We start from the raw sequence: 26552 nt of genomic DNA, 5'->3' as shown, positions 1-26552 counted from the left end.
TCTGGCTGGCGTGAAGGGTCTGGGAGAGCTCGAACGCACGGTCATGGAGGTTCTGTGGGCGCGGGAGGACGCCGGTCACCAGGCCGCGACCGCCCGTGACGTGAGCCGTGCGCTCGCCGGCGACCGTGACCTCGCGCACACCACCGTCATGACGGTGCTGGACAGGCTCGCCAAGAAGGGCTTCCTCGAACGCGAGCGCGACGGCCGCGCATGGCGGTACCACCCGATGGCGAGCCGCGAGATGTACGTGACCGAGCTGATGCTGGGCGCGCTGAACGAGACGGGCGACCGCGACGCGGCGCTCGCCCACTTCGTCCGGTCGGTGTCGCGGGACGAGATCGACGTGATCCGGGAGACCCTCGCGGGTCTCACGAGCAAGGAACCACCGGCATGACCGGCACCGCCCTGCTCGCATTGATCTCCCTGGGGACCGTCGGCGGGGCGCATCTGCTGTCCCGGGCCCGGTGGACGTGGCGGACGCCGCGCACCGGCATCGCCCTCTGGCAGGCCCTCGGGCTCTGCTGGGGCGTCGCCACGATCGGGGCGCTGCTCGGCCTCGCGCTGCTGCCGTACGGCAAGGGCGTCCTCGGCGGGCTGCCCGGCCTGTACGACGACCAGGCCGCCCGGCTCAACCCGGTGCAGGTGTCGGCGCTGCTCGCCGCGATCAGCCTCACCGGCGTCCTGCTGGTCATGCTCATGTACGCGGTCGTGCGGGTCGTGCGGGCCCGGCGGCGGCACCGGGCACTGCTCGCGCTGGTGTCGCGCAGGGACTCGGCCCTGCCCGGAACGCTCGTCCTGGACCATCCCGGCGCCGCGGCGTACTGCGTGCCGGGCGTCCGCTCGTCCAAGGTCGTCGTCAGCGCCGGGACGCTGGAGCTGCTCGACCGCGGCGAGCTCGCCGCGGTGCTCGCGCACGAGCGCGCCCACGTCCGTGAGCGTCACGACATCGTGCTGCTGCCGTTCGCGTCGCTGCGGCAGGTGTTCCCGCAGTTCCGGCTGGTCGCGCGGTGCCTGGACGCGGTGGAGCTGCTGATCGAGATGGCCGCCGACGACCGGGCCCGCTCGGGCCGGCCGCCGCGCGACCTGGCGACCGCGCTGCTGCGGTTCGCCGCCGCGAGCCCGGCCGCCGCGCCGTCCGGCGCGCTCGGCGTCGCGACCCACGGGAAGATCCCGGTGATGGCGCGGGTGAACCGGCTGCTGGAGCCGGAGCCGCTGCCCCGCAGGACCCGTGCCGCCGCCATCGTCGCCGTCCCGGTCATCGCCGGCCTCCCGCTGCTACTCCTCGTCCTGCCGCACTAGCCGCCGTACCGGCCGTCGTACTAACCGGACAGGACGGTCCCGTAGAGGCGGGTGACGTGCAGGCGGATCACGAGCCGCCGGTCCTTCACCATCTGCTCGAGGAAGGCCCGCTCGTCCGCCGGGTCGTCGAAGCCGGGGGTCATGGCGAGCAGTTCCCGCCCGGCCGCGTCGCCGGGCTTCTCGGTGACGTCGGACAGTTCGGCGGTGCCTTCGGCGACGGCGAACGACATGTGGTCGGCGCTGGACGCGTGGAGCGCGGCGCGCGGGTCGTCGCGGAGCTGCCTCACCTTCGCGCGGCCGGCCGTCGTGGAGATCCGGACGGTGCGTTCGGCGGGGTCCCAGGCGTAGACGACGGTCGAGACGTGCGGGTGGCCGTTCTTCTTGTTCGTGGCCAGAACGGCGAACTGCTGCTCGCCGAGCAGCCGTGCCAGCTCGTCCTCCGTGATGGGCTTGGGGCCGGGTCCCTGTCCGGGGCCGTACTCGGTCATCGTGATCTCCTTCAGGCTTTCGTGGTGGTGGGCGCGGTGGTGGTGGGCGCCGGGGCGTCCACCGGGGGTCTCGGGTGGCGCAGGACGAGGATGCGACGGCGAACGCGGTGGCGAGCAGGCCGGCCGAGACGCCGAACGCCAGGTGGTAGCCGCCGGTGAGGGCGGCGGCGTCGCCGTGCCCGCCGGCCCGCAGGTTCTCGATCCGGGAGGCCGCCAGGGTGGTCATGACCGCGACGCCGAGCGCCATCCCGACCTGCTGGACGGTGTTGAACAGCCCGGACGCGAGGCCCGCGTCGTCGGGGCGGGCGCTGGACATGCCGAGCGCGGTGAGCGACGGCAGGACCAGTCCCGCGCCCGCGACCAGCAGGAACACGGGGAGCAGGTCGGTGGCGTAGTCGGCGTCCACCGGCACGGTCGTGAGCAGGAGCATCGCGGCCGTCAGGAGCAGGAGCCCGGCCATCAGCACGAGCCGTTCGCCGACGCGGTTCGCGAGCCGCGCCGACACGAACAGCGAGACCGCGCCGATCGCCACGGCCGCCGGGAGCATCGCGAGGCCGGTGTCGAGCGCGCCGTACCCGAGGACCTTCTGCATGTAGAGGGCGACGACGACCTGGAACGAGAACATCGCCGACAGCGTGAGCAGCTGGACGAGGTAGGCGCCGGACACGTTGCGGGAGCGCAGGATCCGCAGCGGCATCAGCGGGGTCGCGGCGGTGGCCTGGCGGACGGCGAACCCGGCGAGCAGGGCGAGCGCCGCCGCGCCGAGCCCGAGGGTGTGCGCGGACGGCCAGCCGTACCGCTCGACCTTGACGACCGTGTAGATCCCGAGCATCAGCCCGGACGTGACGAGGAGCGCCCCGGCGAGGTCGGCGCCCGCGGACAGGCCGAGCCCGCGGTCGCGGGGCAGCGCCGGGAGGGCCAGCGCGATCGTGGCGAGCCCGATCGGCAGGTTGATGAAGAAGATCCAGTGCCAGCTCAGCGCGTCGGTGAGGACACCGCCGAGGACCTGGCCGATGGACGCGCCGGCGGCGCCGGTGAAGCTGAAGATCCCGATGGCCTTGGCGCGTTCGCGGGTGTCGGTGAACAGGGTCACGAGGATGCCGAGGACCACGGCGGAGGCGAGCGCGCCGCCGACGCCCTGCAGGAACCGTGCGGCGATGAGCAGGCCGGACGAGGTGGCGGCGCCCGCGAGCAGGGACGCGGCGGTGAACACGGCGTTACCGGTCAGGAACAGCGTTCTGCGGCCGACGAGGTCGCCGAGCCGTCCGGCGAGCAGCAGCAGTCCGCCGAGCGGGATCAGGTAGGCGTTCATGATCCAGCTGAGCCCGGCGGGGGAGAAGCCGAGGTCGTCCTGGATGGCGGGGGTCGCGACGGTCACGATGCTGCCGTCGAGGACGGCCATCAGCATCGTGGTGGACAGGACGCCGAGCGCCGCCCAGCGCGATCGGAGCGGGGAGCGCGGGGAGAGCACGGAGGGCATGGTCTTCTCCTGGTTCGGGGACACAGGCGAGACCGTAGCAGATAGTTTTGTTAGAGACGATCCTTGTCGGATCTATCTTGTCCGCTCGCGTGCCCGCCGCACCGGGTGCGCACTCTCCGACGGGGTCGCCAGATGCCCGGTGGCCAGGGTGTTCAGTGCGTCCAGGAACACCTTCCGCTCGTCCGCCGGGAGGGAGTCGAGGGCCGCCCGGTGGACGCCGTCCGCGATCTCCTGGCTGCGCGCCGCGACCCGCGCGCCCTCCTCGGTGACGGCGATGATCCTCGCCCGCCGGTCCCTGGACGACGGCCGGCGCTGGGCGAGGCCGGCCTTCTCCAGCGCGTCCACCGTCACGACCATCGTCGTCTTGTCCATGTCGCCGATCTCCGCGAGCTGGATCTGGGTGCGCTCCTCCTCCAGGGCGTGCACCAGGACGCAGTGCATCCGCGGTGTCAGCCCGATCTCGGCGAGTGCGGCCGTCATGCGGCTCCTCAGTACGTGGCCGGTGTGGTCGAGGAGGTACGACAGGTCGGGGCTCGTGCGGGCGGGCGACGTACGCGGGGCCATGGAGGTCATGCGTCCAGGGTACCCAATTTGGTTTTGTTCCAGATTATCCGGGAGCAGCCACATTTCGTCGTCTATTCTGGAGCCATGAAACGCACCGTGTGCCTGGGCTGGTGGCCGTCCTAGGACGGCCCTGAACCACGCACGCGATCGGGCCGTCCGCTGGACGGCCCTTTCTCTTCGGTGACAAGGCCCGTTCGGCGGGACGGCCGCCCCGATCCGACCGAGGAGAGAACCGTGGAGACCATCCCCGAAGCCCCGCCCGCCGCCGCGGCCGACGCCGCCGGCACCACCGCCGGCGCCGACGCCGAGTACCGAAGCCGCCGGCTGGAAGAACGCATCGCGGCCGACCCTGCCGCCTTCCGCGTCCTGACCGGCGACCGCCCCACCGGCCCGCTCCACCTCGGCCACTACTTCGGCACGCTCGCCAACCGGGTCCGGCTCCAGCGCGCCGGCGTCGAGCTGTTCGTGCTGGTCGCCGACTACCAGGTCCTCACCGACCGGGACATCGCCGACCACCTGTCCGAGCACGTCGAAGGGCTGGTCGCCGACTACCTCGCGGCCGGCATCGACCCGTCCACCGCGACGATCTTCCGGCACAGCGCCGTCCCCGCCCTGAACCAGCTCATGCTGCCGTTCCTGTCGCTGGTGTCGGTCGCCGAACTCCAGCGCAACCCCACCGTGAAGGACGAGATCGCGGCGTCGCGGCAGACGTCGGTCAGCGGGCTGATGTTCACCTACCCCGTCCACCAGGCCGCCGACATCCTGTTCTGCAAGGCGAACCTCGTCCCGGTCGGCAGGGACCAGCTCCCGCACCAGGAGATCACCCGGACGATCGCGCGCCGCTTCAACGAACGCTACGGGCCCGTCTTCCCCGTACCGGACGCGCTGCTGTCGGCCGCGCCGGGCCTCCTCGGGACCGACGGCCGGAAGATGAGCAAGAGCCGGGGCAACGCCATCGCGCTGTCCGCCGGGCCGGACGAGACCGCCCGGCTGATCAGGCGCGCGGTGACGGACGGCGACCGGCACATCGCCTACGCGCCCGAAACCCGGCCCCAGGTGTCCAACCTGGTGCTGCTCGCCGCGCTCTGCCAGGACCGCGACCCCCACGACGTCGCCGCCGAGATCGGCGACGGCGGCGCCGCAGCGCTCAAGGAGGCCGTGACCGAGTCCGTCAACGAGTTCCTGCGCCCGATCCGCGCCCGCCGCGCCGAACTCGCCGCCGACCGGACGCACCTGCGCCGCGTCCTGGCCGAAGGCGACGAACGCGCCAACGCCGTGGCGGACCGCACCCTGGACGAGGTCAGGACCGCGATGGCCTCCTAGTGCGGGCCGATGCCGGCGAGGACGGCGGTCACCAGATCGTCCACGACGTCCACGGAGACCCCGTGCGCGATGCCCTCACCCTGGAACAGCACCGACAGGACCGACTCGTGGCACGCACCGACGATCATGGAGGTGGCCGCGTCCACCCGGGCGTCGGACGCGAGGCGGCCGAGGTCGCGCTCGGCCCGCAGGTAGCCGGCGAGCCGCTCGCGCCAGTCCTCGCCTCCTCCGCTCAGCGCCGCGAACCGGGTGAGGACCTCGGGGTGCGCGAGCAGGCCCGTCAGCGCCGGCAGCATCCCGTTGTGCAGGATCAGCCCGTGCTCGACGTAGACGCGCAGGTTCGCCTCGACCGTCGCGGCGCCGGGCTCGGGCAGCGGCGGCAGCGTGCCCTCCACGGACGCCACGCGCGCCCGCATCGCGTGGGCGAGCAGCTCCTCCTTGTCGGCGAAATGGTTGTAGAGCACGCCGTCGGCGACCCCCGCCGCACGCGCGATCGCCCGGACGGTCAGGCCCGCCGTCCCGCGCTCGGAGATCATCTGCTCGGCCGTGGCGATCAGATGCTCGCGCAGCGTCCGGTCGCCCGCGCGCAGCGCGGCCGCTTTTCGAGGTGACATCACCCCGCATCGTATTGAGCCGTCCGGAACCCGTGTGCGGCGAGTTCGGGCAGGAAGTCCCGGCCGGCGACGTCCTCGATGTGCCGGACGCCGGGTGGCGTCCCGTCCAGCCGCCGGACGACCATCGCGGCGGCCAGGCCCGTCGCCCGGCTCTGCCGCCGCCCCGCGAACGACCGCACCGACCCGCCGGACGCCACCGCCACCGCGAACCCGTCACCGCCCATGCGCACCCGGCGGAACACGGCCCGCACCGCGGCCAGGTCGCGGAACGGGACGAGACGCGGCAGCAGGGCCGTGAGGGCGCGGGAGTCCAGGCACAGGCCCGTCCGGACGCGCCCGGGGATGGTGTGCTGGTCGGAGAACGGGAAGCGGTACACGGTCCGGATGCCGTACGGCTCCGGGAACCGCATCCGCCACGATTCACCGAGTTCGCCGAGCGAGTCGAGCGTCCAGTCCACGGCGGACGGCCCGTGCTCGCCGGACCCCACCAGGACACCGATGTCGACGTCCCGGCCGCCGAATTCACGCGCCAGCAGGTTCGTGACGCCGGGGGCGAGGCCGACGCTCAGCACCGCCGTGGCCTTCCGCTCGGTCGCGAGCCCGTCGAGTTCCTCGATCCCGGACAGCACCTCATGCGACGCGGACACGTCGACGTAGTGGACACCCCGTCCGAGGACCGCCTCCGCGACGCGCACGTTCTCCTGCTCGGCGCACATGACCACGGCGTCGGCGTCGATGCGGTCCAGGTCGTCGCCGCGCAGATCGATCCGCATCGGGATCGCCCCGTCCACCGCGCGGGCCTTGGCGAGATCCCGGCCGGCGGCGACCACCTCCGGTACGTGCCCGAGCAGCCCGGCGACGACCTCGCGGCCGACCGCCCCGTACCCGCCGAGCACCACGACCCGCCTCATGCCCGTGCCGTCACCAGCCAGGCGGCGCCCTGCAGCCTGACGGCGCCGTCCCGCTCGAACGGCCGCATCGCCTCGGTGATGATGTCGACCAGTTCCTCGCTCTCGCCGTAGTTGTAGCGGATCGGCCCCCAGCCCGCGAAGAACTCGCCCGCGTCGCGCGCGTCCCGTCCTTCGATCTGCTCGGCCTTCACCGAGCGGCAGGCCACATTCCGGAAGCCGGCCCCCTCCAGGACCTCGTGGACGCGGTCCGGGTCCGACAGCGACAGCGGCCCGTGATGCCCGATCGGGGACTCCTCCAGCGGCGGAAGGGCGGCCAGGACCGTCCCGATCTCGTTCTCGCTGATCGGCGCCATCGACAGGAACGCCAGGCGGCCGTCCTCGCGCAGCGCACGCCGGATGTTGCCGAACGCCACGACCGGGTCGGCGAAGAACATGATTCCGAACCGGCTGACCGCGACGTCGAAGCCGCCTTCGGGGAAGGGGTGGACCTGCGCGTCGCCCTGCTCGAACGCCACGTTCGTGACGCCCTCCTCCTCGGCGAGGGACCGGGCACGGTCGAGCATGGGCGCGGACAGGTCCACGCCCGTCGCGCCGCCGAGCCGGGCCCGGCCCGCCGCGAGCCGGGTGACCTGCCCGCTTCCGCAGCCGATGTCGAGGACGCGGTCGCGCGGTCCGATCGCCGCGCCCTCCAGCAGGAACCCGTTGAACCCGCCGTTCCCGGCGTCGTACCGGTCGTAGTGGTCGGCCCAGTGCCGCCCCTCGTACCCGTTCCACGCCTCGTACTGCGCGACGTTGACGATCTCCGCCTTGCCGTCTTCCATGTCCCCTCCTGTATGAACGTCTGTTCATGAACGTCTGTTCATAATGAGCGCTCAAAGGTCCGGCGTCAAGGCCGGGCGGTCGAGGGGATAGAACGGAATTATTTGTTCCCCTAATATGGGGTGCATGGAGACCACGGCACAGGCGCCCATGAGCGGGCGCAAGGCGCAGGCGGCGCGCAACGACGAACTCATCCGGGAGGCGGCGCGGGCGGTGTTCACCGCCGACCCGGGGGCGCCCATCTCGGCGGTCGCCGAACACGCCGGGGTGGGGATCAGCGCGCTGTACCGCCGCTACAAGAGCAAGGAGGATCTGCTCCAGAAGCTCGCCATCGACGGCATGGACCGCTACCTCACCCAGGTGACGGCCGCGCTGGACGACGACGGCGACGCATGGGACGCGTTCGCCGGGTTCATGCGCCGCTGCCTGGACATCGGCGCCGGCTCCCTGACGATGCGGCTCGCCGGGAGCTTCGACGTCACCGAGGACATGAGCCGCAAGGGGCAGGAGATCCACCTCGCGACGAAGCGGCTCCTGGAACGCACGCGGGAGGCGGGCGTGCTGCGTCCCGAGATCGAGGTCGGCGACATCTCGGTGATGCTGGAGTATCTGCACGGCATCCGCATCGGCGACGATGAGCGCATGAACCGGCTGCAGCACCGCTACCTCGCCCTGATGCTGGACGCGCTGCACCTGACGGACGGACAGGAACTGCCGGGCCCTGCGCCCACCTGGCAGGAGCTGCGGGGCCGTTATGACGACTGACGTACCGGTGCTGGGACGGCGGGAGCTGAACCGGGCGCTGCTGGCGCGGCAGATGCTCCTGGAACGGCGGGCGATGCCGGCCCTGGACGCGATCGAGCATCTGGTCGGCCTGCAGTCGCAGGCGCCCAACCCGCCGTACATCGGGCTGTGGAGCCGCCTCGCCGGGTTCGCCTTCGACGAGGTCGGGGAGCTGATGACCGGCCGCCGGGCGCTGCGGATCGTCCTCATGCGCGGGACGCTCCACCTGGTCAGCGCCCGCGACGCCCGCGCGCTGCGCCCGCTGACACAGGTGATCCTGGACAACCATCTGAAGACCAGGGCACGCGAACTCGACGGCATCGACCTGACCGCCCTCGCCGCCTCGTCGCGGGCCCTGCTGGAGGACGAGCCGCGCACCGACAAGGAACTGCGGACGATGCTGTCCGAGCGGTGGCCGGACGCGGACGCCGCGCTTCTCGGCTGGGCGGCTCGCTGCAGCCTGCCGCTCGTCCAGGTTCCCCCGCGCGGGATCTGGGGCGCCTCGGGGATGGCCAGGCACACGACCCTCGACGCGTGGCTCGGCGGACCGGTGGTGCCGGGCCCGTCCGTGGACGGGATGGTGCTGGACGAGATGGTGCTGCGCTACCTGGCGGCGTTCGGGCCGGCGAGCGTCCGGGACGTCCAGCACTGGTCGGGCCTGACGCGGCTCGGCGAGGTCGTCGAGCGGCTGATGCCCAAGCTCGTGGTGTTCCAGGACGAGAGGGGCCGGAAGCTGTACGACGTGCCGGAGGCGCCGCGTCCCGGCCCCGACACGCCGGCGCCGGTCCGGTTCGTGCCCGACTTCGACAACCTGCTGCTGTCCCACGCGGACCGGGCCCGGATCATCACCGAGGAGCACCGCAAGCGCGTCTTCACCGTCAACGGGATCATCCGGGCGACGTTCCTCGTGGACGGCTTCGTCCACGGCCTATGGAAGATCGAGAAGAAGCGCGGCGAGGCGACGTTGCACATCGACCCGTTCGCCCTGGTCCCCGGTCCCGAGCGCGCCGCGCTGGAGGACGAGGGCATGCGCCTGCTCGCCGCCGCCCACCCCGACGCGAAGTCCCACAAGGTCGAGTTCGGCGCCCCGTCCGGGTGACCGCCGGCGGGAGGCGTTGATCAGCCGGTGTCGCGGGCGCAGGGGGCCTCGTGGTCGGGGTCCAGGGCGTCGAGGAGGGCGCGGAGGGTGGCGCGGAACTCCAGCGTCTGCTCGCGGCTCAGGGGGTCGAACAGGCGGCGTCTGACCTCGGCGACATGGCCGGGGGCGGCCTCGACGAGGACGGCGTAGCCCTCGTCGGTCAGTTCGGCGATCGTGGTGCGGCGGTCGGTGGCGTGCTTGGTCCGGCGTACCCAGCCCGCCTCCTCCAGCCGGTTGACGGCGTGGGAGAGGCGGCTCGGGGACGAGTAGACGATCTCCGCCAGTTCGGTCATGGTCAGGGCGCGTCCGGGTGACTCCGACAGCATCGCCAGGATCATGTAATAGGTGTGCGGCATCCCGGAGTCGCGTTGGAGCTGGCGGTCGAGGGCCGTGTTGAGCAGGCGCGACGTCCACAGGAAGGCGCGCCAGGTCTCCTGCTCGTCGGCGTCGAGCCATCGTGTGTCCGTCATGTCCTCCAGCCTACCGAAATCGGTTGAGCACTCAAGACTTGAATGTTCAAGTATTCGGGAGTATCGTTGAATCCTCAAGTAAGGGGAGTGACATGACCCGGATGCCCGTTCTCTATCTCAGCCATGGAGCGCCGCCACTGGCCGACGACCCCGTGTGGATCGACGAGCTCGCCCGCTGGTCCGCCGGACTGCCGAAGCCGAAGGCGGTCCTGATGGTGTCCGCGCACTGGGAGAAGGCGCCGCTCAGCATCGGCGCGACCCGCCAGGTGCCGCTCGTGTACGACTTCTGGGGCTTCCCCGAGCGCTACTACAAGGTCCGCTACGACGCGCCCGGTGCCCCTGAACTGGCCGATGAAGTGCGCAAACTCATCCCCGGCATCCGCCAGGACGAGACGCGGGGGCTGGACCACGGCGCCTATGTGCCGCTGGTGGAGATGTATCCGGACGCCGACGTCCCCGTGTTGCAGATGTCCATGCCCACCCTTGAGCCTTCGCGGCTCTTCGAGGTCGGGCGGTCCCTCGCACCCCTGCGTGATCAGGGTGTCCTGATCGTCGGGAGCGGTTTCACCACGCACAACCTGCGAGAGATCGATATGGGGCTCCCATCGGACATCGCGCCGCCCGCGTGGTCGGCGGAGTTCGACGAGTGGGCGGAGAAGGCCGTGGCGGGCGGCGACGTCGACGCCCTGCTCGACTTCCGTGCCAAGGCCCCGGCGGCTCGCATCGCCCACCCGAGGACGGAGCACTTCGCGCCGCTGTTCATGGCGCTCGGCGCCGACGCGGAAACGCCCGCGGGACGCCGGTCCGTCATCGACGGCTACTGGTTCGGGCTGGCCAAGCGCTCGTTCCAGTTCGGCTGACCTGCCCGGCGGCCGGCTGATCCGTCCAGCGGCCTATTTGTCACGTTCCGTCCGAAAATGTCCTACCTGGGGTGTCAGTCGACCCGGGCGGCGCCGTTCATCGCCGCGGTGCCGTCCATCTGGGAGAACCCCGTGCGCCAGGACGGGACCTGCGGCTTCCAGCCGAGGCTCAGAGCCCTGGCGTTCGACACCGGACGGCCCGTCGTGGCGGCGTGCTTGCCGGCGCTCCCCGGCGTCGGCGCACCAAGCGCCGCGCTGTAGACCGGCAGCCAGTCGGCCGTCGTCGCCGGCTCGTCGTCGACGATGTTGACCGCGCCGGCGGGCCAGTCGAGCGCCGCCAGCGCCGCGGACGCCGCGTCGTCGGCGTGCACGAACGACGTCCACGCGGGCGCCAGGCGCAGGCTGCCCGCCCGCACCCGCTCGGCGATCGCACCGTCGGGCGCGTACCACGTCCCCGGCCCGTAGAGGGCGCCGTACCGCAGCACGACGCCGCGCGGCATCTCCGCGACGGCGTTCTCGAGCGCCGCGACGCCCGCGTACGGCGGCAGCGACGCGTCGAGCGGATCGACTTCGACGGCGGGCGCCTCTCCCGGCCGGTACAGCCACGCGATGCTCTGCGCGATCATGGTCTCGACGTCCGCGGTCAGGGCGGCCTCGACGAGGTTGCGGGTGCCCTCGATCCGCAGATGCGAGTTGGCTTCGAAGTCCTCGTCGCTGAGATCGGTGAGCTGGTGGATCACCGCGTCCGGACGCTCGGCCGCGACGGCCTTGCGCACGGCGGCGGCGTCGAGGACGTCCACGACGACCGGCGTGGCGCCGAGGTCGCGCAGCATCCCGGCACGGCCGGGCCGGCGCGTCGTCCCTGCGACCTCGTGGCCCGCCTGGACGAGCAGCGGGATCAGCCGGCGACCGACGACTCCGGTCGCTCCGGCGAGGAGAATCTTCAAGGGGGTACCTCCACGACTTTCACGCCTTTGTGGTCGTCTTGACAGCAGGATAGGCAGTCACTCTTTCAGTGGTCACGCCCGGCCTTCCGCATCGAACCCCCGCATCCTGGCCGGACGACGTCGGACGAGTCGCACCGCCCCCGGAGCCTCGTCCGCCATGAGCGTACCGCCGGGAACCGCCCGCATGCGTTTCGCGACCGGCCCGGGAGAGAATTCTTCTCCTCTGATGGGGTTCGGTCGCGGCGGAGGAACGGCGGACATGAAGATCACTCTTATCCAGGGCGACATCACCGAGCAGGAGGTCGGCGCGGTCGTGAACGCGGCCAACTCGTCCCTCCTGGGCGGCAGCGGTCTGGACGGCGCGATCCACCGCAGGGGCGGTCCGGAGATCCTGGACGCGTGCCGCCGGCTGCGCGCGTCGCACTACGGCGGCGGCCTCCCGATCGGCCAGGCGGTCGCGACGACCGCCGGACGGCTGCCCGCCGACTGGGTCATCCACACCGTCGGCCCGGTCTACTCCGCGTCCGACGACCGGACCGCCCAACTCGCCTCCTGCTACCGCGAATCCCTGCGCATCGCCGACGAACTCGACGTCGATTCCATCGCGTTCCCCGCCGTGTCGGCGGGCATCTACGGCTGGCCAGTGGACGACGCCGCCCGCATCGCCGTCGGCACCGTCCGCTCCGCCCCGACGAAGGTCACCGACGTCCGGTTCGTCCTGTTCACCTCCGACGCCTACGCCGCCTTCGAACGCGTCCTCGGCATGCCGTAGCCCACTCGGTCCGGGGCCCCGGTCAGTCCTCCTCCTTCGGGGGCGGCACGACCAGCGTCGGGCGCCGGACGTGATGAAGAACACGCGTGGAGACGCTGCCCAGGATCACCGACCGGGCGCCCGCCAGGCCACGCGACCCGGTGACGACCAGCGAGGCGTTCAGCTCGTCCGCGACGTCCACGATGGCGGCCCAGACCGGCCCGCCGCCGCGTTCGGCGCGCGTCGCCACCTCGGTCAGCCCGGCGGCGAGCGCGAGGTCGGCGCCGTGCTGCGCGAGCCGCTCGGCCTGCTTCTCCTCCTCGTACCGGTCACCCTCCTGCCAGGCGGCCACCGGCGTCGCGGCGGCGAGCGGCGCCCAGCTGATCTGCGCCAGCAGCGGCTCCCACACCGTCATGACCACGGCCGGCTCGGGCCTGACGTGCCGGGCCGCGAACTCGATCGCGGCCTGCGCGTCGTCAGAGCCGTCGTACGCAATGAGAATCGTCATACCGCTACACATCTCCGAGCCCGGCCGGGCTGAACGCGAACGCCCCGAGTAGTGCCCGATCTCACGTGCGGCGTCCGCCGTGGACGTCTTGGCTCAGGTCGTCGCGGGGGAACGGCCGGGGCCGGGCGGGCCGGCGAACGCCTGGGCGACGTCCAGCCAGCGGTCGGCGTCCGCGCCGGACGCGGTGAGGGCGAGGTCGTCGCGGTGGCGCCGCTGGGTGGCCAGGTGACAGAAGTCGAGCGCGGGGCCGGTGACCGACTGCGCCGCGTCCGGCGGACCCCACGTCCACTCCTCGCCCGCCGGGCCCTTCAGGACGACGCGGAACTCCTCGGCGGGCGGCTCAAGGCCGCGATTGCGGAACGAGAAGTCGCGGGTCCGGACGCCGATGTGGGCGACGTGCCGGAGCCGGTGCGTGGGCTCGCGCCGTTCGCCGAGCGCGTCGGCGACGTCCTCGCCGTGCGCCCATGTCTCCATGAGCCGCGCGGTCGCCATGGACGCCGCGCTCATCGGCGGCCCGAACCAGGGGAGGCGCGTGCCCGCCGGGACGGCGGCCAGGGCGCCGACCATGCGGCGCCGCCCGTCCCGCCAGCGGGCGAGGAGGCGGGCGGGGTCTTCGGCGGCGCCTTCCGCGGCCCCGGCCTCCACATAGCCGGCCGGGTCGGCCAGGGCCTCCTCGATGAGTTTCGCGAACGCGCCGGCGTCGGTCGCCGCGACGACGGCCTGGGCGTCCGTCCAGGCGAGGTGGGAGATCTGGTGCGCGATCGTCCAGCCCTCGGCCGGTGTCGGGCAGGCCCAGCGGGCGGCGGGCAGCGGCGCGACGAGAGCGTCGGCGGAGTCGCCCTCGGCGGCCAGGTCGGCGAGGAGGCTGTGCAGGTCCGGCATGCCGCAAGGATCTCGCGGAACGGTGCCGTCCGTCCAGAACGGAATTTCGTTCGGTCGAGCCGCCGCCGGTCGAGTTCCCTGCCGGTCGGGCCCCTGTTCAGTCGAGCAGGGCGCGGGCGGCGGCGTAGTCGGCCTTGCCGTTGGGCAGGCGCAGGCCGTGATCGGTCCGGACGAACGCCTTCGGGATCTTGTAGCGGGCCAGATGGACGGCGCATCCCGCCCGCAGCTCCTCGTCGCCCGAGGCCCCGGCGGGACGGATCACCGCGACGATCTCCGTCCCCCAGCGCTCGCTCGGACGGCCGACCACCAGGGCGTCCGTGACACCGGGCAGCCCCCGCAGGACGTTCTCGACCTCCTCGGCGAACACCTTCTCCCCGCCGGTGTTGATCGTCGTGGCCTCCCGCCCGTGGACCTCGACGGTTCCGTCCGCGAGCAGCCGCGCCCGGTCGCCCGGGACGACGAGCCGCTCGCCGTCCAGCATGCGGAACGTGGCCGCGGTCTTCGCCGGATCGCCGAGGTAACCGAGGGGGATCGAGCCGCCGCCCTTGGCCAGCCAGCCCATCTCGTCCTCGCCCGGCGCGAGGCGGCGCGACCGGTCGGCGCTGAGGACGGCCGTCCCCGGAGCCGGCATGAACGTCGTCGCGGACGAGCCGCTGCGGGCGACCTGGAAACCGGACTCCGACGAACCGAGGATGTCCACGATCCGGGAGTGCGGGAGGAGTTCGAGGAGCCGCCGCTTGACGGCGGGGCTGATGGCCGCCGCCGAGTTGACGAACGTCCGCAGGGAGCCGAGGTCGTGGCCGCGAGCCTCCAGCGCCTCGACGATCGGGCGGGCGAAGGCGTCCCCCACCAGCGGCATCCGGGTGACGCGCTCGCGTTCCGCCGTGGCCATCAGGTCGGCGGCGTCCAGGCCGTCCACCCGGTCGGGGAAGATCACGCACGCGCCTCCGCACCAGCCGCCCAGCGATGACCACGTCCCCGCGCCGTGCATGAGGGGCGGGCCGACGAGCACGCGGTGCTCGCTCCGGACGGCGATCTCGACGGCATCACCGAGATCGGTGACGGGGGAGCCGTCGCGGTGCCGCATTCCCAGCGGGCCGAGCATCAGGTCGCCGATCCGCCACAGCACGCCCTTCGGCATCCCGGTCGTCCCGCCGGTGTAGAGGATGTGCAGGTCACCGGCCTCGGGACGCACGTCCTGGAGGGGCTCGGAGGACGCCTGCGCGAGCGCCTCCTCGTAGTCCAGCGCGCCGGGCAGCAGCTCCTCGCCGGACTCGTCCGCCACCTGGAGCAGCAGCGGGGCCCGGTCGAGCCGCTTGACCACCCGTCCGATCACCGGCGCGAACCGGGCGTGGTAGATCACGCCCGCCGGGCGGGCGTCCCCGAAGAGGTGCGCCAGCTCGTCGTCCACGTACCGGTAGTTGACGTTGAACGGCGCGAGCCGGGCCTTGTGCGCGCCGACCAGGCCTTCCAGGTACTCCGGCCCGTTGTGCAGGTAGAGGGCGAGGTGATCGTGGGGCGACTCCCACGGCTCGGGCGTCCGCGCGCCGGACCCGTCGCCGTGCAGGCCGAGCCCGTTGCCGTGCAGGACGTTCGCCAGCCGCCGTGTCCGGTCGGACACCTCGCGCCAGGTCATCCGGCGGTCGCGCCAGACCAGGCATTCGCGGTCGGGGACGGCGGCGGCGATGGCCTCGTGCAGGGTCGCCAGGTCGAGCATCGGCACTCCTCGGGGGACGGTGTCGACAGCACCGTAACCACTGGCTTACCGAATCTCGTTCGGCGGGGTCGGGTTTTCGCGGGCGTACAAGGCATCGGGCGTACCAGGCATAGGGGGCGAGACGGAAGAATTACCCGGTGCCCCCAGTCAAGAAGCCGCGGGGCGAGGTGACCCGCGGCACCACCGCCCCCAACCGGCTGCGCCGCGTGGACCGCTGGATCACCGCCACCCAGACCGGCCCGCTGCGCTCGGCCCCAGCGCGCCGGGCCCAGCCGGGCCGGGACACCGCACCGCTGGCCGTCGATCTCGGCTACGGCGCCTCCCCGATCACGACGTTCGAGCTCTTCACCCGGCTCCGCGCCGTCTCGCCGCGCCTGGAGGTCGCCGGCATCGAGATAGACCCGGGCCGGGTCGCCGCCGGACTTGACTTCCTCGCCGCCCTCAGGGCGTCCGATGCCGGACGGGGCGCGGAATCCCGGCGCGACGACGACCCCTACGGCGGCCTGACGTTCCTGCGCGGCGGCTTCGAACTGCCGGTCGAGCGCCCGCCCGTCCTGATCAGGGCGTTCAACGTCCTGCGGCAGTACGACGAGCCCGCGGCCTGGCGCGCCTGGGACGAACTGCGCGCCCGCCTCGACCCGGCCGGCGTCCTCGTCGAGGGAACCTGCGACGAGATCGGACGCCGCGCGGTCTGGGTGACGCTCACCCCGGGCGGTCCGCGGACGATCACGTTCGCGGCCCATCTGCCGACGCTCGACCGCCCGTCCGCCCTGGCGGAGCGGCTCCCGAAGACGCTGATCCACCGCAACGTCCCCGGCGAGCCCGTGCACGATCTGCTCGTGGCGTTCGACCGCTGCTGGGCGGCCGCCGCCCCGCACTCGGCGTTCGGCCCGCGCGCCCGCTGGATCGAGGCGGTGACGCTGCTCGCCCGGACCCATCCCGTCCTCGCCCGCCCGCCCTACGGCGGCAGGCACCGCTGGCGCCTCGGCGAACTGACCCTCCCCTGGACGGCGGTCGCGCCCCGCCCCAGGTGAGCCTCTACTGTTCGCGGTGCAGCTTGTGGGGGGCGGCCTGCACGCGCGGCTGGACGTCGATGCGGTCGATGTTGACGTGCGGGGGACGGGTGACGGCCCAGGCCACGCAGTCGGCGACGTCCTCGGCGACCAGCGGCTCCGGGACGCCCTCGTACGGCTTGGCGGCCTTCTCCTCGTCCCCGTGGAACCGGACCAGCGAGAACTCCTCCGTCTTCACCAGCCCGGGGGCGATCTCGGTGATGCGGACGGGTTCGGCGACCAGTTCGAGCCGCATCACGTCGTTGACCGCGAAGGCGGCGTGCTTGGCCGCGTTGTAGCCGCCGCCGCCCTCGTACGGGACGTGCGCGGCGAGCGAGGTGACGTTGACGATGTGCCCGGCGCCGCTCTCGATCAGCTTGGGCAGCAGCGCCTTGGTCACGCGCACGAGACCGAGGACGTTGGTGTCGTACATCGCCTGCCACTCGCCCAGATCGGCGGTGGCGACGGGGTCGAGGCCGATGGCGCCGCCGGCGTTGTTGACCAGCACGTGGCAGCCGTCGATCGCGGCGGCGAGGGCGTCCACCGACTCCTGCGAGGTCACGTCCAGCGTGATCGAGACGACCTTGCCGGCGCCCGGCACGTCCTCGGCGATCTTCTTGGCGAGGGCGTCCAGCCGGTCCCGGCGCCGCGCGGCGAGCACGACGTTGAATCCCTCCGCCGCGAGGCGCCTGGCCGTGGCGGCCCCGATCCCACTGCTTGCTCCGGTCACTACCGCGGTCTTACGCATGGGACCAAGCCTCCCAGGCCCGCGGGGGCGGGGCGCCGGTGAGGTCGGTCACTGTGGCGAGAAGTGACGGTTGGCCCCCTTCCTGAGGGAACACCCAACGCGGTCGATAGGTTGCACTACCGGAGGTGGTGTCCGGTGTCGCGTCGTATCAACCGAGTTGCGACGGTCAGTGTTCATACTTCCCCCCTTGATCAACCCGGTACCGGCGACGCGGGCGGCATGAACGTCTACATCGTCGAGGTGGCCAAGCGCCTCGCCGCGCGAGGCGTCGAGGTCGACATCTTCACCCGTGCGACCTGCCGCGCCATGCCTCCCGTCGTCGAGCTGGCGCCGGGCGTCCTGGTCCGCAACGTCGTCGCCGGGCCGTTCGAGGAACTGGACAAGACCGAACTTCCCCGGCACCTGTGCGGCTTCACCTCCGGCGTCCTGCGCGCCGAGGCGGCACACGACCCCGGCCACTACGACCTCCTCCACACCCACTACTGGCTGTCCGGCCAGGCGGGCTGGGCGGCGAAGCAGCGCTGGGGCGTCCCGCTCGTCCACTCCATGCACACCATGGCCAAAGTGAAGAACGCCGCGCTCGCCGACGGCGACAAGGCGGAACCGGCCGAACGCGTCCTGGGCGAGGAACAGGTCGTCGCGTCGTCCGACCAGCTCGTCGCCAACACCGCCAAAGAAGCCCGCGAACTCGTCGACCTGTACGGCGCCGACCCGTCCCGCGTCGCGACCGTCAGCCCCGGCGTCGACCTCTCCCTCTTCCGCCCCGAATCGCCCCTGCTCGCCCGCGGCGCAGGCCTGCTCCCGCACCGGACCGCGCCCGCCCGCCGACGCCTCGGCCTGCCCCGCGACGCGTACGTGCTGCTGTTCGTCGGCCGCATCCAGCCGCTCAAGGCACCCGACGTCCTGCTCCGCGCCGTCGCCCGCATGCTGGCGGACGACCCGGCCCTGCGCTCGCAGCTCGTCGTCGCCGTCGTGGGGGGCCCGAGCGGCTCCGGACGGTGCCGCCCCGAGGGCCTGCAGAACCTCGCGGCCGAACTCGGCATCAGCGACGTCATGCGGTTCGAACCCCCGAGCCCGCAGTCCGAGCTGGCCGACTGGTACCGGGCCGCGGACGTCACCGTCGTCCCCTCGCACAGCGAGTCGTTCGGCCTCGTCGCCGTCGAGTCCCAGGCCTGCGGGACACCCGTCGTCGCGTCCCGCGTCGGCGGCCTGTGCACCGCCGTCGCCGACGGCGAGTCCGGCGTCCTGATCCGCGGCCACGATCCCGCCGACTACGCCGCCGTCCTTCGCCGCCTGCACGCCGAACCCGGCCTGCACGCCCGGCTCTCCCGCGGCGCCGTCCGGCACGGGCACAGCTTCGGATGGGACGCCACGGTCGACAACCTCCTCGATGTGTACAGCGGCGCCGTGTATACCGGTGCCATGTCGATTCCGGCGGTCCGGGCCGCACCCGTCACCGCGGAGGCCACAGCATGAGCGATGTGAACCGGGGGCGTCGTTCCCCGCGAGGAGCCAGGTGTGAATCAGGTTGAGACCATCCGGGAGACCCTGGAGGCCGCCGGGCTGGAGTTCGACGAACCCCGCGAGAACGCGTTCTTCGTCAAGCTCCCCGGACAGCACAAGCTCGCCACCATGACCTGGCTGATCGTCGGTGAGCACAGCCTGCACGTCGAGGCGTTCTTCTGCCGCCGCCCCGACGAGAACCACGCCGAGTTCTACCGCTTCCTCCTGGAGAAGAACGGCCGCATGTACGGGGTCGCGTTCGCCCTGGACGACGTCGGCGACGTCCACCTCGTCGGGAGGGTCGCCCTGGAGTCGGTGTCCCCGGACGAGATCGACCGTCTCCTCGGCTGCGTCCTCACCTACTCGGACGAGAACTTCGACAAGGCCCTCGAACGCGGGTTCAGAACGTCCATCCAGCGCGAATGGGACTGGCGCGTCAAGCGCGGCGAAAGCCTCGCCAACCTCCAGGCGTTCGCCTCCTTCGCCGACCCCGCCAACCGCGACCCCGCCGACGGCCGGTGACCCTGACCGGGCCGATAGGCTCTGATGTCATGGCGACCCTGGTATTGCTCCGGCATGGCGAAAGCGTCTGGAACGCGGAAGGGCTGTTCACCGGCTGGGTGGACGTCGACCTGTCCGCGAAGGGCGAGGGTGAGGCGACCAAGGGCGGCGACCTGCTGCTCGACGCCGACATCACCCCCGACGTGGTGCACACCTCTTTGCTGAAGCGGGCCATCCGCACCGCCAACATCGCCTTGGACGTGGCCGACCTCCTCTGGATCCCCGTCAAGCGCTCCTGGCGTCTCAACGAGCGCCACTACGGCGCCCTCCAGGGCAAGAACAAGGCTCAGACGCGCGAGGAGTTCGGCGAAGAGCAGTTCATGACCTGGCGACGCTCCTACGACACCCCGCCGCCCCCCATCAAGGACGACGACCCGCTCTCCCAGGTCAACGACCTCCGCTACGCCGAACTGCCCTCCGAACTGATCCCGCGTACGGAGTGCCTCGCCGACGTCGTCGATCGCTTCCTGCCGTACTGGTACGACGCGATCGTTCCCGACCTGGCCGCCGGCAAGACCGTCCTGGTCGCCGCCCACGGCAACTCCCTGCGCGGCATGGTCAAGCACCTGGACGACCTCACCGACGAGCAGGTCGTCGGCCTCAACATCCCCACCGGCATCCCGCTGGTCTACGAGCTCGACGACGACTTCGCCCCCCTCAAGCGCGGCGGTGAGTACCTCGACCCGGCCGCCGCCAAGGCCGCCATCGAAGCCGTCAAGAACCAGGGCGCCGCGAAGAAGGGCGGCCCCAAGCCCCCCGCCCCGCCGCTCCCGAAGGACGCCAAGTCCAAGTCCAAGCCCAGGCGCGGCAGAAGGAAGTAGCCGGTGAGGGCCGCCGGGCGCCGGCGGCCCTCCGCACCCGGGCCCGGCCGCGTCAGAGGTCGTTGATCTCTTCGGGGCGCTGGCCCGTGACCAGGTAGACGACGTTCTCCGCCACGTGGACGGCATGGTCGGCGAAACGTTCGAAGTAGCGGCCGGCGAGGGTGATGTCGACCGCGGGCTCGACGCCGTGCGTCCACTTGGGGGACAGCAGGAGGTCGAAGAGGCGGCGGTGGAGGCGGTCCATCTGGTCGTCGTCGCCGTCCAGTTCGAGGCCCATCTCGACGTCCTGTGACGCGATGACGCTGCCCGCCTTGGCGATCATGCGTTCGGCGATCTGCCCCATCTCGAGGACGGTGGCCTGAAGCTCGGGCGGGACCGCCGACTCGGGGTGCCGGCGGCGGGCGGTCTTGGCGATGTGGACGGCGAGGTCGCCCATGCGTTCGAGGTCGCCGCTCATCCGCAGCGTGGTGATGAGGGTGCGCAGGTCACCGGCCACGGGCTGCTGCCGGGCCATGAGGTCGAAGACGATCTCCTCGATCTCCGCGTCGATCTTGTTGACGTGGTCGTCCCCGCTGATGACCTCCTCGGACAGGCGCAGGTCGGCGTCCAGGAGCGCGGTCACCGCGCGGGCCATCGCGGAGCGGACGAGGCGGGTCATCTCCACCAGCCGGTCGGCGAGGGAGTCGAGCTCCTCGTGATAGGCGTCGCGCAATTCAGAATCCTTCGTAGGAATGAGGGCGAAACGGGCGGGGGTTCGGGGAGTTTCCGGGGGCCGTTGGGGACGTTCGGACGGACTCGCCCACGCCACAGCCTGCCTTGCCGGCGTGAACGCGTCCGGATAGGAAGGTGAACTTTCGGGGAACGAGATCGCCGTGACCAGCGACTCCGGGTGGGAGGAGTCCGGATGCCGCTTACGATCCGTGGTGTGGAGGTCGAGATTATCGCGATCCTGACGGGGCTTGCCGGGCTCGCGATCGGGCTCGCGACTGGATTGGCGGTGCGAGTGAGCGAGCGGGCCGAGCATGCGGCGGTTCCCGCGGCGCCGGTGGGCGGTCTGCCGCCGGGCGTCGCCTCGGTGCTCAGCGTCCTTCGGTCGTCCGCCGTCGTGGTGGACGGCGAGGACCGTGTCCTGCGCGCCAGTTCGGCCGCGCGGGCGTTCGGGCTGGTCAGCGGCGACCGGCTCGTGGTGGACGAGGTGCTGGCGATGGCCCGGCTCGTCCGGCGGGACGGGGAGATCCGCGAGGCCGAGATCCAGGTCGGTCCGACGGGCGCGCGAAGCCGTGCCGACGGACGCTGGTTCGCGGTGCGGGTGGCCCCGCTCGGGTCGCACGGGCTCGTCCTGGTGCTGGCCGAGGACCTCACCGACATGCACCGCACCGAGGCGATCCGCCGCGACTTCGTGGCGAACGTCAGCCACGAGCTCAAGACGCCCGTGGGCGCGCTGTCGCTGCTCGCGGAGACGGTCGAGAACGCCGCCGACGACCCCGAGGCGATCCGGCGGTTCGCGGGCCGGATGCAGTACGAGTCGGTGCGGCTGACGAACCTCGTCCAGGACCTGATGACGCTGTCGCGCGTCCAGGGGGACGAGCCGCTCCCGGATCTGCGTCCCGTCACGCTGGACGAGGTGACCGCCGAGGCGCTGGAGCGCTGCCAGTTCAAGGCGTCCGCCAAGGACATCGAGCTGACCGTCGGCGGCGAGGACGGCCTGCGGGTGCGGGGGGACCAGGAACTCCTCGTCACCGCGCTCCGCAACCTGGTCGACAACGCCGTCGCGTACAGCCCGGAGAGCACCCGCGTCGTCGTCGCGACCCGGATGCGCGACGACGGGCAGGTCGAGGTCAACGTGACCGACCAGGGCATCGGCATCCCTGACGGCGAGGTGGAGCGGATCTTCGAGCGCTTCTACCGGGTCGACCCGGCCCGGTCCCGCCAGACCGGCGGCACCGGCCTCGGGCTCGCCATCGTCAAGCACGTCACCGGTAAGCACGGCGGGGAGGTGACCGTGTGGAGCAAGGAGGGCCACGGGTCGACGTTCACGATCCGGCTGCCGCTGCTCGACGCCGCCGTCCCGCCTCGTGCCGCCGGCGCGGCCGCGGGAAGAGACCCCGCGAGGAGCCGGGATCCCGCCGCCGGAGCAGACGCGGCGGCGCCGATCGGCCCGGCCGCCGGCAGAGACGCCGACGTGAGAAGGGACGCGGACGCGGCGGAAGACGCGGACGTAGAGGAAGACCCACAGAACACCGCCCAGGAGGCAACACCGTGACCCGCGTGCTCGTCGTGGAAGACGAAGAGTCGTTCAGCGACGCACTGTCGTACAACCTGCGCAAGGAGGGTTTCGAGGTGGCCGTCGCCGCCACGGGCCCCGACGCGCTGGACATCTTCGAGCGCAACGGTGCCGACCTCGTGCTGCTCGACCTCATGCTCCCCGGGCTTCCCGGCACCGAGGTGTGCCGGGAGCTGCGCGCCAAGTCCAGCGTCCCCGTCATCATGCTGACCGCCAAGGACAGCGAGGTCGACAAGGTCGTCGGCCTGGAGCTCGGCGCCGACGACTACGTCACCAAGCCGTTCTCGACGCGCGAGCTGGTCGCCCGGATGCGGGCCGTCCTGCGCCGGCAGGGCGAGGTCGAGGAGCTGTCGCCCGCGACGCTGGAGGCCGGTCCCGTCCGGATGGACGTCGAACGGCACGTGGTCAGCGTCGCCGGTGAACCCGTCCAGCTGCCGCTCAAGGAGTTCGAGCTGCTGGAGGTGCTGCTGCGCAACGCCGGCCGTGTCCTGACCCGGATGCAGCTGATCGACCGCGTGTGGGGCGCCGACTACGTGGGGGACACCAAGACGCTGGACGTGCACGTCAAGCGCCTCCGCGCCAAGATCGAGGAAGTCCCGTCAACGCCGCGCTACATCGTCACCGTCCGCGGCCTGGGCTATAAGTTCGAGCCCTGATCAGCACGCACAACTCGTGAGCACGCAGAACGGCCCGTACGGCGAGAGCGCCATACGGGCCGTTCCTTCTCTTGCTCTGTCCGGCGGTGTGCCGTCCTCGCGGTGCGAGACGGGGTCAGTGGCCGGCCGCGCCCGGGGACTGCGAGGCGCCGGGGGACTGCGAGGTGCCGGGGGACTGCGAGGCGCCCGGTGACGCGGACGCGCCCGGCTGGGCGGGCTCGGTGCCCGGAGACGGCTGCGGGGCGCCCGGTGAAGCCGATGTCCGGCCGGCGGGCGTGGGCAGCGGGTAGGTGGCGTACTCGCCCTGCTGCGAGATCAGCGGCACCTGGAACTCCACGGCACCGGCCTTCTCGAACTGCATCCGCAGCGTGATGGGCGCCCCGGCGAGCAGTTCTCTCTTGAGGCCGGCCAGCACCACCCGCGGCTGCCCCTCACCCGTGATGACCGGCGGACCGCTCTCCGCCGGGCCGACCGTGTTGCCGGACGTCGGGCTGGAGGTCGCGTCCGGTGTGGCGCCTGGGCCGGTGGGCTCCTGCGTCGGCGCTCCGGTCGGCGTGCTCCCCGGCCGGGCGGTCTGACCCTGAGGGGTGGGGCCGGGGGTCGCGGACGCGTCACCGAGCAGCTTGGTCACGCTGCCCGTCCCGTCCGGCGCGGCGGGCGGCAGCGCGATCCCGCCGCCGTCGATCTTCGCCGAGCCGAAGAGCGGCGAGGAGACGGAGACGAGCCGGTCCTGCCTGCCCTCGACCTCGTTGATCAGCACGCCGTAGAGCGCCAGCGACGTGCCCGCGGGGACCGCCTGGCCGGGCTTCGGTCCCAGCACGAACATGTTGCGCAGGTTGATCTGCACCGCGGGGTCGCCCTTGGGCACCGACAGATTGACGCCTTCGGTCAGTCGGGTGGGGGCGGCGGACTGAGCTTCCATGCCGGCGCCGCAGCCGGTGATCACCGGCGCGATGGCGACGGCGCCCGCGACGGCGAGCGTGACCATTCGGCGGCTGTTTCGGATCACGGCGTCGGTCTCCTCGCGAATGTCGTTCAGCAAAGGCTGGCGTTGTGAGAGTGGCGTGAGATACGCCAGAGGAAGCGTAGCGAGACCCGCCCGCAAGTCCCGCCTCGGGGTCGCCGACACGCGCACGCCTCGCGCGAGGGACCACCCCGGACCGTCAGCCGGCGCTCAGAGCCCGGACCTTCTCGGAGAGTTCCGGTCCGGCCTCGGGCGCCTGAACGACCTCGTTCACCACGCCGTCCGGCTGCACGAACACGGCCGTCAGACCGGAGGCGGCCGCACCCGGCGAGCCGGGCGCCGGCGCGTACGCCTCCGCCAGGACGCCCTCACGGTCTTCGAGGATCAGCGGTGTTCCGTAATGGGCGGTGCCCGCGCACGCCCTCAGTTCCTTCAGGGACGTCCCCTTCTGCTCGCCGGCCGGACGCGGGTCGGCGACCAGCCAGAAGTTCAGCACGCTCTCCTGCGTCCTGCCCGCGAGCTCCGCGACCACACTCTCGCACTCGTACTCGGGAGGGACGATGCCGATGACGCCCGGACGCAGGTCGCGCAGCGGCGTGACCGTGCGCTCACCGGTCACCAGGTCGACGTCGTGGTGCGGCAGGAGCCCGCCGACGTCGCCGGGGCCGGCGGACGGGCGCGGCGCCAGCTGGGCGCTCGTCGGGCGCGGTGCCGGCTTCGGCCCGAACGTGGTCATCAGCACGCCGCTGAGCAGCGCGATCAGCAGCGCCCCCGCGATGATCGGGATGGCGACGCCGAACCGGGTCAGCGGACGGGTGACGCGGCGGACCCGTGCTTGGCGCCGCCTGCGGCGTTCCTCACGGCGGTAGGCGAGCATGTCGCGTTCGAGCTCGCGGGCGTCATCGGGCACGACGACGTCAATGCGGGGAAGCCCGTAGTCGTCGGGCTCCGGATCGCCGCCGTCCGGTCTCACGCCGCACCTCCCATCCCGGCCTCCCGTCCCGGTTCCGCCGGGCGCCGCCGTTCCCATGAGCCGGGTGCCCGCCGGGGCGGCGTCCCGTTAAGGGGTGGTTCCCGTGGGTTGCCGTCCCATTCGGGTCGTCCGGCCGCTTCGTACCCGCAGTGCCCGGCTTGCTCACCTCCAGTATGGGCCGCATCCGCGAGGCCGGCAGGGGGGATGCTTGTAACCGGGGCCCCTTACCGGTAAGGGTTGTCCGGCGAGATCAAGGTGGTTCTCCGGCTACCCTGAGTACGGGGAACTGGATGGCGATGCACCATTAAAGGGCTTTGTCAATACCCCAATATGCAGCTTGACCTGCGCATATGCCGGGAACGCCGGTTCGGCCACGCAGGTTTCCGTGGTACCCTGGTTCTAGCGGAAGGGGTACTTGTCACATGACTTTCCAGGTCGGCGACACCGTCGTCTACCCCCACCATGGGGCTGCTCGGATCGAGGCCATCGAGACTCGCACCATCAAAGGTGAGGAAAAGACCTATCTGGTCTTGAAGGTCGACAAGGGCGACCTGACAGTGCAGGTCCCGGTCGAAAACGTTGAGGACGTGGGTGTCCGCGACGTCGTCGGCCAGGAGGGTCTGGAGAAGGTGTTCGAGGTGCTTCGCGCCCCCTACACCGAGGAACCCACCAACTGGTCCCGCCGGTACAAGGCGAACCTTGAGAAGCTCGCCTCCGGCGATGTGAACAAGGTCGCCGAGGTCGTCCGCGACCTGTGGCGGCGCGACAGGGAGCGCGGCCTGTCGGCGGGTGAGAAGCGGATGCTCGCCAAGGCGCGCCAGATTCTGGTCAGCGAGCTCGCGCTCGCGGAGAAGACCAACGAGGACAAGGCGGAGGCTCTGCTCGACGAGGTGCTGGCCAGCTGATCGGCCGGACGAGTTGAGCGCAGTGCTTCCACGGGTGGGCGTCGGTACCGACGTCCACCCGTTCTCGTCGCAGCCGCGTCCGCTGTGGGTGGCCGGGCTCGAATGGCCCGGTGAGGGCCACGGGCTCGCCGGGCACTCCGACGGAGACGTCGCCGCGCATGCCGCCTGCGACGCGCTGCTGTCGGCCTGCGGCCTCGGGGACCTCGGCGCCGTCTTCGGCACCGCCGACCCGCGCTGGTCGGGTGCCTCCGGCGTCACCCTCCTCAGGGAGGTCGCCCGCCTCGTGAACGAGGCCGGCTTCACCATCGGCAACGTCGCCGTCCAGGTCATCGGCAACCGGCCCAAGATCGGCAAACGCCGGGCGGAGGCCGAGAAGGTCCTGGCCGAGGCCCTCGGCGGCGCCCCCGTCGCCGTCTCGGCCACGACGACCGACGGCCTGGGCCTCACGGGCCGGGGCGAGGGCCTGGCCGCCATAGCCAACGCCCTGGTGGTCCCGGCCTGACCCCGCCGATCTTCGCCGCGACCCGACGG

General features: G+C 72.0%; 29 protein-coding genes and 1 pseudogene. 15 read left to right on the top strand and 15 right to left on the bottom strand.

Annotation, left to right across the window (positions count from 1 at the left end; all coding sequences use genetic code 11):
- Positions 1 to 10 precede the first annotated feature (10 nt).
- Together ACGFIS_RS23435 and ACGFIS_RS23430 are read left to right on the top strand one after the other, a co-directional pair.
- Complete coding sequence (locus tag ACGFIS_RS23435; protein ID WP_392911978.1) at positions 11 to 394, top strand: BlaI/MecI/CopY family transcriptional regulator; 384 nt, start codon at positions 11 to 13, stop codon at positions 392 to 394.
- Entirely contained in the window at positions 391 to 1299 is a 909-nt protein-coding gene (locus ACGFIS_RS23430) for a M56 family metallopeptidase (protein WP_392911980.1), read from the top strand. The genes ACGFIS_RS23435 and ACGFIS_RS23430 overlap by 4 nt, the downstream gene beginning before the upstream one ends.
- Positions 1300 to 1319: 20 nt before the next feature.
- Here the strand turns inward: ACGFIS_RS23430 and ACGFIS_RS23425 are convergent, their stop codons facing one another.
- The 3 genes and pseudogenes from ACGFIS_RS23425 to ACGFIS_RS23415 all read right to left on the bottom strand — a co-directional run bounded on the left by ACGFIS_RS23425 (position 1320) and on the right by ACGFIS_RS23415 (position 3840).
- Positions 1320 to 1787 (bottom strand): pyridoxamine 5'-phosphate oxidase family protein, encoded by a 468-nt coding sequence (locus ACGFIS_RS23425; protein ID WP_392911982.1) that lies wholly within the window; start codon positions 1785 to 1787, stop codon positions 1320 to 1322.
- 295 nt (positions 1788 to 2082) lie between these two features.
- Positions 2083 to 3189: pseudogene (locus ACGFIS_RS23420) on the bottom strand (MFS transporter); the annotation flags it as partial.
- A gap of 150 nt (positions 3190 to 3339) precedes the next feature.
- Positions 3340 to 3840 (bottom strand): MarR family winged helix-turn-helix transcriptional regulator, encoded by a 501-nt coding sequence (locus tag ACGFIS_RS23415; protein ID WP_392911986.1) that lies wholly within the window; start codon positions 3838 to 3840, stop codon positions 3340 to 3342.
- A gap of 234 nt (positions 3841 to 4074) precedes the next feature.
- On the opposite strand from ACGFIS_RS23415, the gene trpS reads away from it, so the two are divergent.
- On the top strand, positions 4075 to 5154 hold the full coding sequence (gene trpS, locus ACGFIS_RS23410; protein WP_392912144.1) for a tryptophan--tRNA ligase: 1080 nt from the start codon (positions 4075 to 4077) through the stop codon (positions 5152 to 5154).
- Here the strand turns inward: trpS and ACGFIS_RS23405 are convergent.
- Genes ACGFIS_RS23405 through ACGFIS_RS23395 form a run of 3 tightly spaced genes read right to left on the bottom strand, consistent with a single transcriptional unit; the run spans position 5151 to position 7500 of the window.
- Entirely contained in the window at positions 5151 to 5768 is a 618-nt protein-coding gene (locus ACGFIS_RS23405; RefSeq protein WP_392911988.1) for a TetR/AcrR family transcriptional regulator, read from the bottom strand. The genes trpS and ACGFIS_RS23405 overlap by 4 nt on opposite strands.
- The gene (locus ACGFIS_RS23400) at positions 5768 to 6679 is read right to left on the bottom strand and encodes a saccharopine dehydrogenase (protein WP_392911990.1); all 912 of its coding nucleotides are present in this window, start codon (positions 6677 to 6679) and stop codon (positions 5768 to 5770) included. Before ACGFIS_RS23400 ends, ACGFIS_RS23405 begins: the two co-directional genes overlap by 1 nt.
- On the bottom strand, positions 6676 to 7500 hold the full coding sequence (locus tag ACGFIS_RS23395; RefSeq protein ID WP_392911992.1) for a class I SAM-dependent methyltransferase: 825 nt from the start codon (positions 7498 to 7500) through the stop codon (positions 6676 to 6678). The genes ACGFIS_RS23400 and ACGFIS_RS23395 overlap by 4 nt, the downstream gene beginning before the upstream one ends.
- 124 nt (positions 7501 to 7624) lie before the next feature.
- Here ACGFIS_RS23395 and ACGFIS_RS23390 point away from each other — a divergent pair, with 124 nt between their 5' ends.
- Positions 7625 to 8263: a TetR/AcrR family transcriptional regulator gene (locus ACGFIS_RS23390; RefSeq protein ID WP_392911994.1), complete on the top strand. Its 639-nt coding sequence runs from the start codon at positions 7625 to 7627 to the stop codon at positions 8261 to 8263.
- Complete coding sequence (locus ACGFIS_RS23385; protein ID WP_392911996.1) at positions 8253 to 9380, top strand: winged helix DNA-binding domain-containing protein; 1128 nt, start codon at positions 8253 to 8255, stop codon at positions 9378 to 9380. Before ACGFIS_RS23390 ends, ACGFIS_RS23385 begins: the two co-directional genes overlap by 11 nt.
- A 20-nt stretch (positions 9381 to 9400) precedes the next feature.
- Here the strand turns inward: ACGFIS_RS23385 and ACGFIS_RS23380 are convergent, their stop codons facing one another.
- Positions 9401 to 9889, bottom strand: coding sequence for a MarR family winged helix-turn-helix transcriptional regulator (locus ACGFIS_RS23380; protein ID WP_392911998.1), 489 nt, complete (start codon positions 9887 to 9889; stop codon positions 9401 to 9403).
- Between the two features lie 92 nt (positions 9890 to 9981).
- Between ACGFIS_RS23380 and ACGFIS_RS23375 the strand changes: the two genes are divergently transcribed.
- A complete protein-coding gene (locus ACGFIS_RS23375) occupies positions 9982 to 10749 on the top strand; it encodes a dioxygenase (protein WP_392972453.1) in 768 nt (255 codons plus the stop codon).
- 74 nt (positions 10750 to 10823) lie between these two features.
- Here ACGFIS_RS23375 and ACGFIS_RS23370 read toward each other — a convergent pair whose 3' ends face one another.
- Positions 10824 to 11696 (bottom strand): NAD-dependent epimerase/dehydratase family protein, encoded by an 873-nt coding sequence (locus ACGFIS_RS23370; protein WP_392912002.1) that lies wholly within the window; start codon positions 11694 to 11696, stop codon positions 10824 to 10826.
- 259 nt (positions 11697 to 11955) lie between these two features.
- Here ACGFIS_RS23370 and ACGFIS_RS23365 point away from each other — a divergent pair, with 259 nt between their 5' ends.
- Complete coding sequence (locus tag ACGFIS_RS23365) at positions 11956 to 12468, top strand: O-acetyl-ADP-ribose deacetylase (protein ID WP_392912005.1); 513 nt, start codon at positions 11956 to 11958, stop codon at positions 12466 to 12468.
- 22 nt (positions 12469 to 12490) lie between these two features.
- On the opposite strand, the gene ACGFIS_RS23360 is transcribed toward ACGFIS_RS23365, so the two are convergent.
- The 3 genes from ACGFIS_RS23360 to ACGFIS_RS23350 form a co-directional block, all read right to left on the bottom strand.
- Positions 12491 to 12955, bottom strand: a complete 465-nt coding sequence (locus tag ACGFIS_RS23360; protein WP_392912007.1) for a universal stress protein — start codon at positions 12953 to 12955, stop codon at positions 12491 to 12493.
- 93 nt (positions 12956 to 13048) lie between these two features.
- Positions 13049 to 13837 carry a TIGR03084 family metal-binding protein gene (locus tag ACGFIS_RS23355; RefSeq protein ID WP_392912009.1) on the bottom strand — a complete coding sequence of 263 codons (789 nt, stop codon included), beginning with the start codon at positions 13835 to 13837 and terminating at the stop codon, positions 13049 to 13051.
- A 97-nt stretch (positions 13838 to 13934) separates the two neighbouring features.
- Positions 13935 to 15554 carry an AMP-binding protein gene (locus tag ACGFIS_RS23350; protein ID WP_392912011.1) on the bottom strand — a complete coding sequence of 540 codons (1620 nt, stop codon included), beginning with the start codon at positions 15552 to 15554 and terminating at the stop codon, positions 13935 to 13937.
- Between the two features lie 137 nt (positions 15555 to 15691).
- Between ACGFIS_RS23350 and ACGFIS_RS23345 the strand changes: the two genes are divergently transcribed.
- Positions 15692 to 16588, top strand: a complete 897-nt coding sequence (locus tag ACGFIS_RS23345; RefSeq protein WP_392912013.1) for a class I SAM-dependent methyltransferase — start codon at positions 15692 to 15694, stop codon at positions 16586 to 16588.
- A 4-nt stretch (positions 16589 to 16592) separates the two neighbouring features.
- Here ACGFIS_RS23345 and ACGFIS_RS23340 read toward each other — a convergent pair whose 3' ends face one another.
- Positions 16593 to 17354 carry an SDR family NAD(P)-dependent oxidoreductase gene (locus tag ACGFIS_RS23340; RefSeq protein ID WP_392972451.1) on the bottom strand — a complete coding sequence of 254 codons (762 nt, stop codon included), beginning with the start codon at positions 17352 to 17354 and terminating at the stop codon, positions 16593 to 16595.
- A gap of 135 nt (positions 17355 to 17489) precedes the next feature.
- Between ACGFIS_RS23340 and mshA the strand changes: the two genes are divergently transcribed.
- From mshA to ACGFIS_RS23325, 3 genes are read left to right on the top strand one after another with little or no spacing between them, the layout of a single operon-like run.
- Positions 17490 to 18830, top strand: coding sequence for a D-inositol-3-phosphate glycosyltransferase (gene mshA / locus ACGFIS_RS23335; RefSeq protein WP_392912017.1), 1341 nt, complete (start codon positions 17490 to 17492; stop codon positions 18828 to 18830).
- Between the two features lie 42 nt (positions 18831 to 18872).
- A complete protein-coding gene (locus tag ACGFIS_RS23330; protein ID WP_392972449.1) occupies positions 18873 to 19379 on the top strand; it encodes a YbjN domain-containing protein in 507 nt (168 codons plus the stop codon).
- 29 nt (positions 19380 to 19408) lie between these two features.
- On the top strand, positions 19409 to 20239 hold the full coding sequence (locus tag ACGFIS_RS23325; RefSeq protein ID WP_392912021.1) for a phosphoglyceromutase: 831 nt from the start codon (positions 19409 to 19411) through the stop codon (positions 20237 to 20239).
- A 52-nt stretch (positions 20240 to 20291) separates the two neighbouring features.
- On the opposite strand, the gene phoU is transcribed toward ACGFIS_RS23325, so the two are convergent.
- The gene (gene phoU, locus ACGFIS_RS23320) at positions 20292 to 20951 is read right to left on the bottom strand and encodes a phosphate signaling complex protein PhoU (protein ID WP_392912023.1); all 660 of its coding nucleotides are present in this window, start codon (positions 20949 to 20951) and stop codon (positions 20292 to 20294) included.
- A gap of 213 nt (positions 20952 to 21164) precedes the next feature.
- Here phoU and ACGFIS_RS23315 point away from each other — a divergent pair, with 213 nt between their 5' ends.
- Positions 21165 to 22502, top strand: coding sequence for a sensor histidine kinase (locus ACGFIS_RS23315; protein ID WP_392912025.1), 1338 nt, complete (start codon positions 21165 to 21167; stop codon positions 22500 to 22502).
- Positions 22499 to 23179 carry a winged helix-turn-helix domain-containing protein gene (locus tag ACGFIS_RS23310; protein ID WP_392912027.1) on the top strand — a complete coding sequence of 227 codons (681 nt, stop codon included), beginning with the start codon at positions 22499 to 22501 and terminating at the stop codon, positions 23177 to 23179. The genes ACGFIS_RS23315 and ACGFIS_RS23310 overlap by 4 nt, the downstream gene beginning before the upstream one ends.
- A gap of 115 nt (positions 23180 to 23294) precedes the next feature.
- Here the strand turns inward: ACGFIS_RS23310 and ACGFIS_RS23305 are convergent, their stop codons facing one another.
- Positions 23295 to 24188 (bottom strand): hypothetical protein, encoded by an 894-nt coding sequence (locus ACGFIS_RS23305; protein WP_392972447.1) that lies wholly within the window; start codon positions 24186 to 24188, stop codon positions 23295 to 23297.
- 154 nt (positions 24189 to 24342) lie between these two features.
- Positions 24343 to 25116 carry a hypothetical protein gene (locus ACGFIS_RS23300; protein ID WP_392912031.1) on the bottom strand — a complete coding sequence of 258 codons (774 nt, stop codon included), beginning with the start codon at positions 25114 to 25116 and terminating at the stop codon, positions 24343 to 24345.
- A 422-nt stretch (positions 25117 to 25538) separates the two neighbouring features.
- On the opposite strand from ACGFIS_RS23300, the gene ACGFIS_RS23295 reads away from it, so the two are divergent.
- Positions 25539 to 26021: a CarD family transcriptional regulator gene (locus ACGFIS_RS23295; RefSeq protein ID WP_392912033.1), complete on the top strand. Its 483-nt coding sequence runs from the start codon at positions 25539 to 25541 to the stop codon at positions 26019 to 26021.
- A gap of 34 nt (positions 26022 to 26055) precedes the next feature.
- A complete protein-coding gene (gene ispF, locus ACGFIS_RS23290; protein WP_392912035.1) occupies positions 26056 to 26523 on the top strand; it encodes a 2-C-methyl-D-erythritol 2,4-cyclodiphosphate synthase in 468 nt (155 codons plus the stop codon).
- Positions 26524 to 26552 lie beyond the last annotated feature (29 nt).

The organism is Spirillospora sp. NPDC048824, assembly GCF_043198455.1.
Classification (GTDB): domain Bacteria; phylum Actinomycetota; class Actinomycetes; order Streptosporangiales; family Streptosporangiaceae; genus Spirillospora.
The sequence above is the reverse complement of the archived record's forward strand: the minus strand, read 5'-3'. Positions and strand labels throughout refer to the sequence as shown.

Bases quoted from the DNA above. Each gene is read 5' to 3' on its own strand.
- ACGFIS_RS23430 (WP_392911980.1), top strand. From the start codon at position 391: ATGACCGGCACCGCCCTGCTCGCATTGATCTCCCTGGGGACCGTCGGC.
- ACGFIS_RS23405 (WP_392911988.1), bottom strand. From the start codon at position 5,768: ATGTCACCTCGAAAAGCGGCCGCGCTGCGCGCGGGCGACCGGACGCTG.
- ACGFIS_RS23295 (WP_392912033.1), top strand. From the start codon at position 25,539: ATGACTTTCCAGGTCGGCGACACCGTCGTCTACCCCCACCATGGGGCT.
- ACGFIS_RS23350 (WP_392912011.1), bottom strand. From the start codon at position 15,554: ATGCTCGACCTGGCGACCCTGCACGAGGCCATCGCCGCCGCCGTCCCC.
- ACGFIS_RS23325 (WP_392912021.1), top strand. From the start codon at position 19,409: ATGGCGACCCTGGTATTGCTCCGGCATGGCGAAAGCGTCTGGAACGCG.
- ACGFIS_RS23365 (WP_392912005.1), top strand. From the start codon at position 11,956: ATGAAGATCACTCTTATCCAGGGCGACATCACCGAGCAGGAGGTCGGC.
- ACGFIS_RS23425 (WP_392911982.1), bottom strand. From the start codon at position 1,787: ATGACCGAGTACGGCCCCGGACAGGGACCCGGCCCCAAGCCCATCACG.
- ACGFIS_RS23375 (WP_392972453.1), top strand. From the start codon at position 9,982: ATGACCCGGATGCCCGTTCTCTATCTCAGCCATGGAGCGCCGCCACTG.
- ACGFIS_RS23395 (WP_392911992.1), bottom strand. From the start codon at position 7,500: ATGGAAGACGGCAAGGCGGAGATCGTCAACGTCGCGCAGTACGAGGCG.
- ACGFIS_RS23390 (WP_392911994.1), top strand. From the start codon at position 7,625: ATGGAGACCACGGCACAGGCGCCCATGAGCGGGCGCAAGGCGCAGGCG.
- ACGFIS_RS23360 (WP_392912007.1), bottom strand. From the start codon at position 12,955: ATGACGATTCTCATTGCGTACGACGGCTCTGACGACGCGCAGGCCGCG.
- ACGFIS_RS23385 (WP_392911996.1), top strand. From the start codon at position 8,253: ATGACGACTGACGTACCGGTGCTGGGACGGCGGGAGCTGAACCGGGCG.
- ACGFIS_RS23340 (WP_392972451.1), bottom strand. From the start codon at position 17,354: ATGCGTAAGACCGCGGTAGTGACCGGAGCAAGCAGTGGGATCGGGGCC.
- ACGFIS_RS23415 (WP_392911986.1), bottom strand. From the start codon at position 3,840: ATGACCTCCATGGCCCCGCGTACGTCGCCCGCCCGCACGAGCCCCGAC.
- ACGFIS_RS23380 (WP_392911998.1), bottom strand. From the start codon at position 9,889: ATGACGGACACACGATGGCTCGACGCCGACGAGCAGGAGACCTGGCGC.
- ACGFIS_RS23400 (WP_392911990.1), bottom strand. From the start codon at position 6,679: ATGAGGCGGGTCGTGGTGCTCGGCGGGTACGGGGCGGTCGGCCGCGAG.
- ACGFIS_RS23355 (WP_392912009.1), bottom strand. From the start codon at position 13,837: ATGCCGGACCTGCACAGCCTCCTCGCCGACCTGGCCGCCGAGGGCGAC.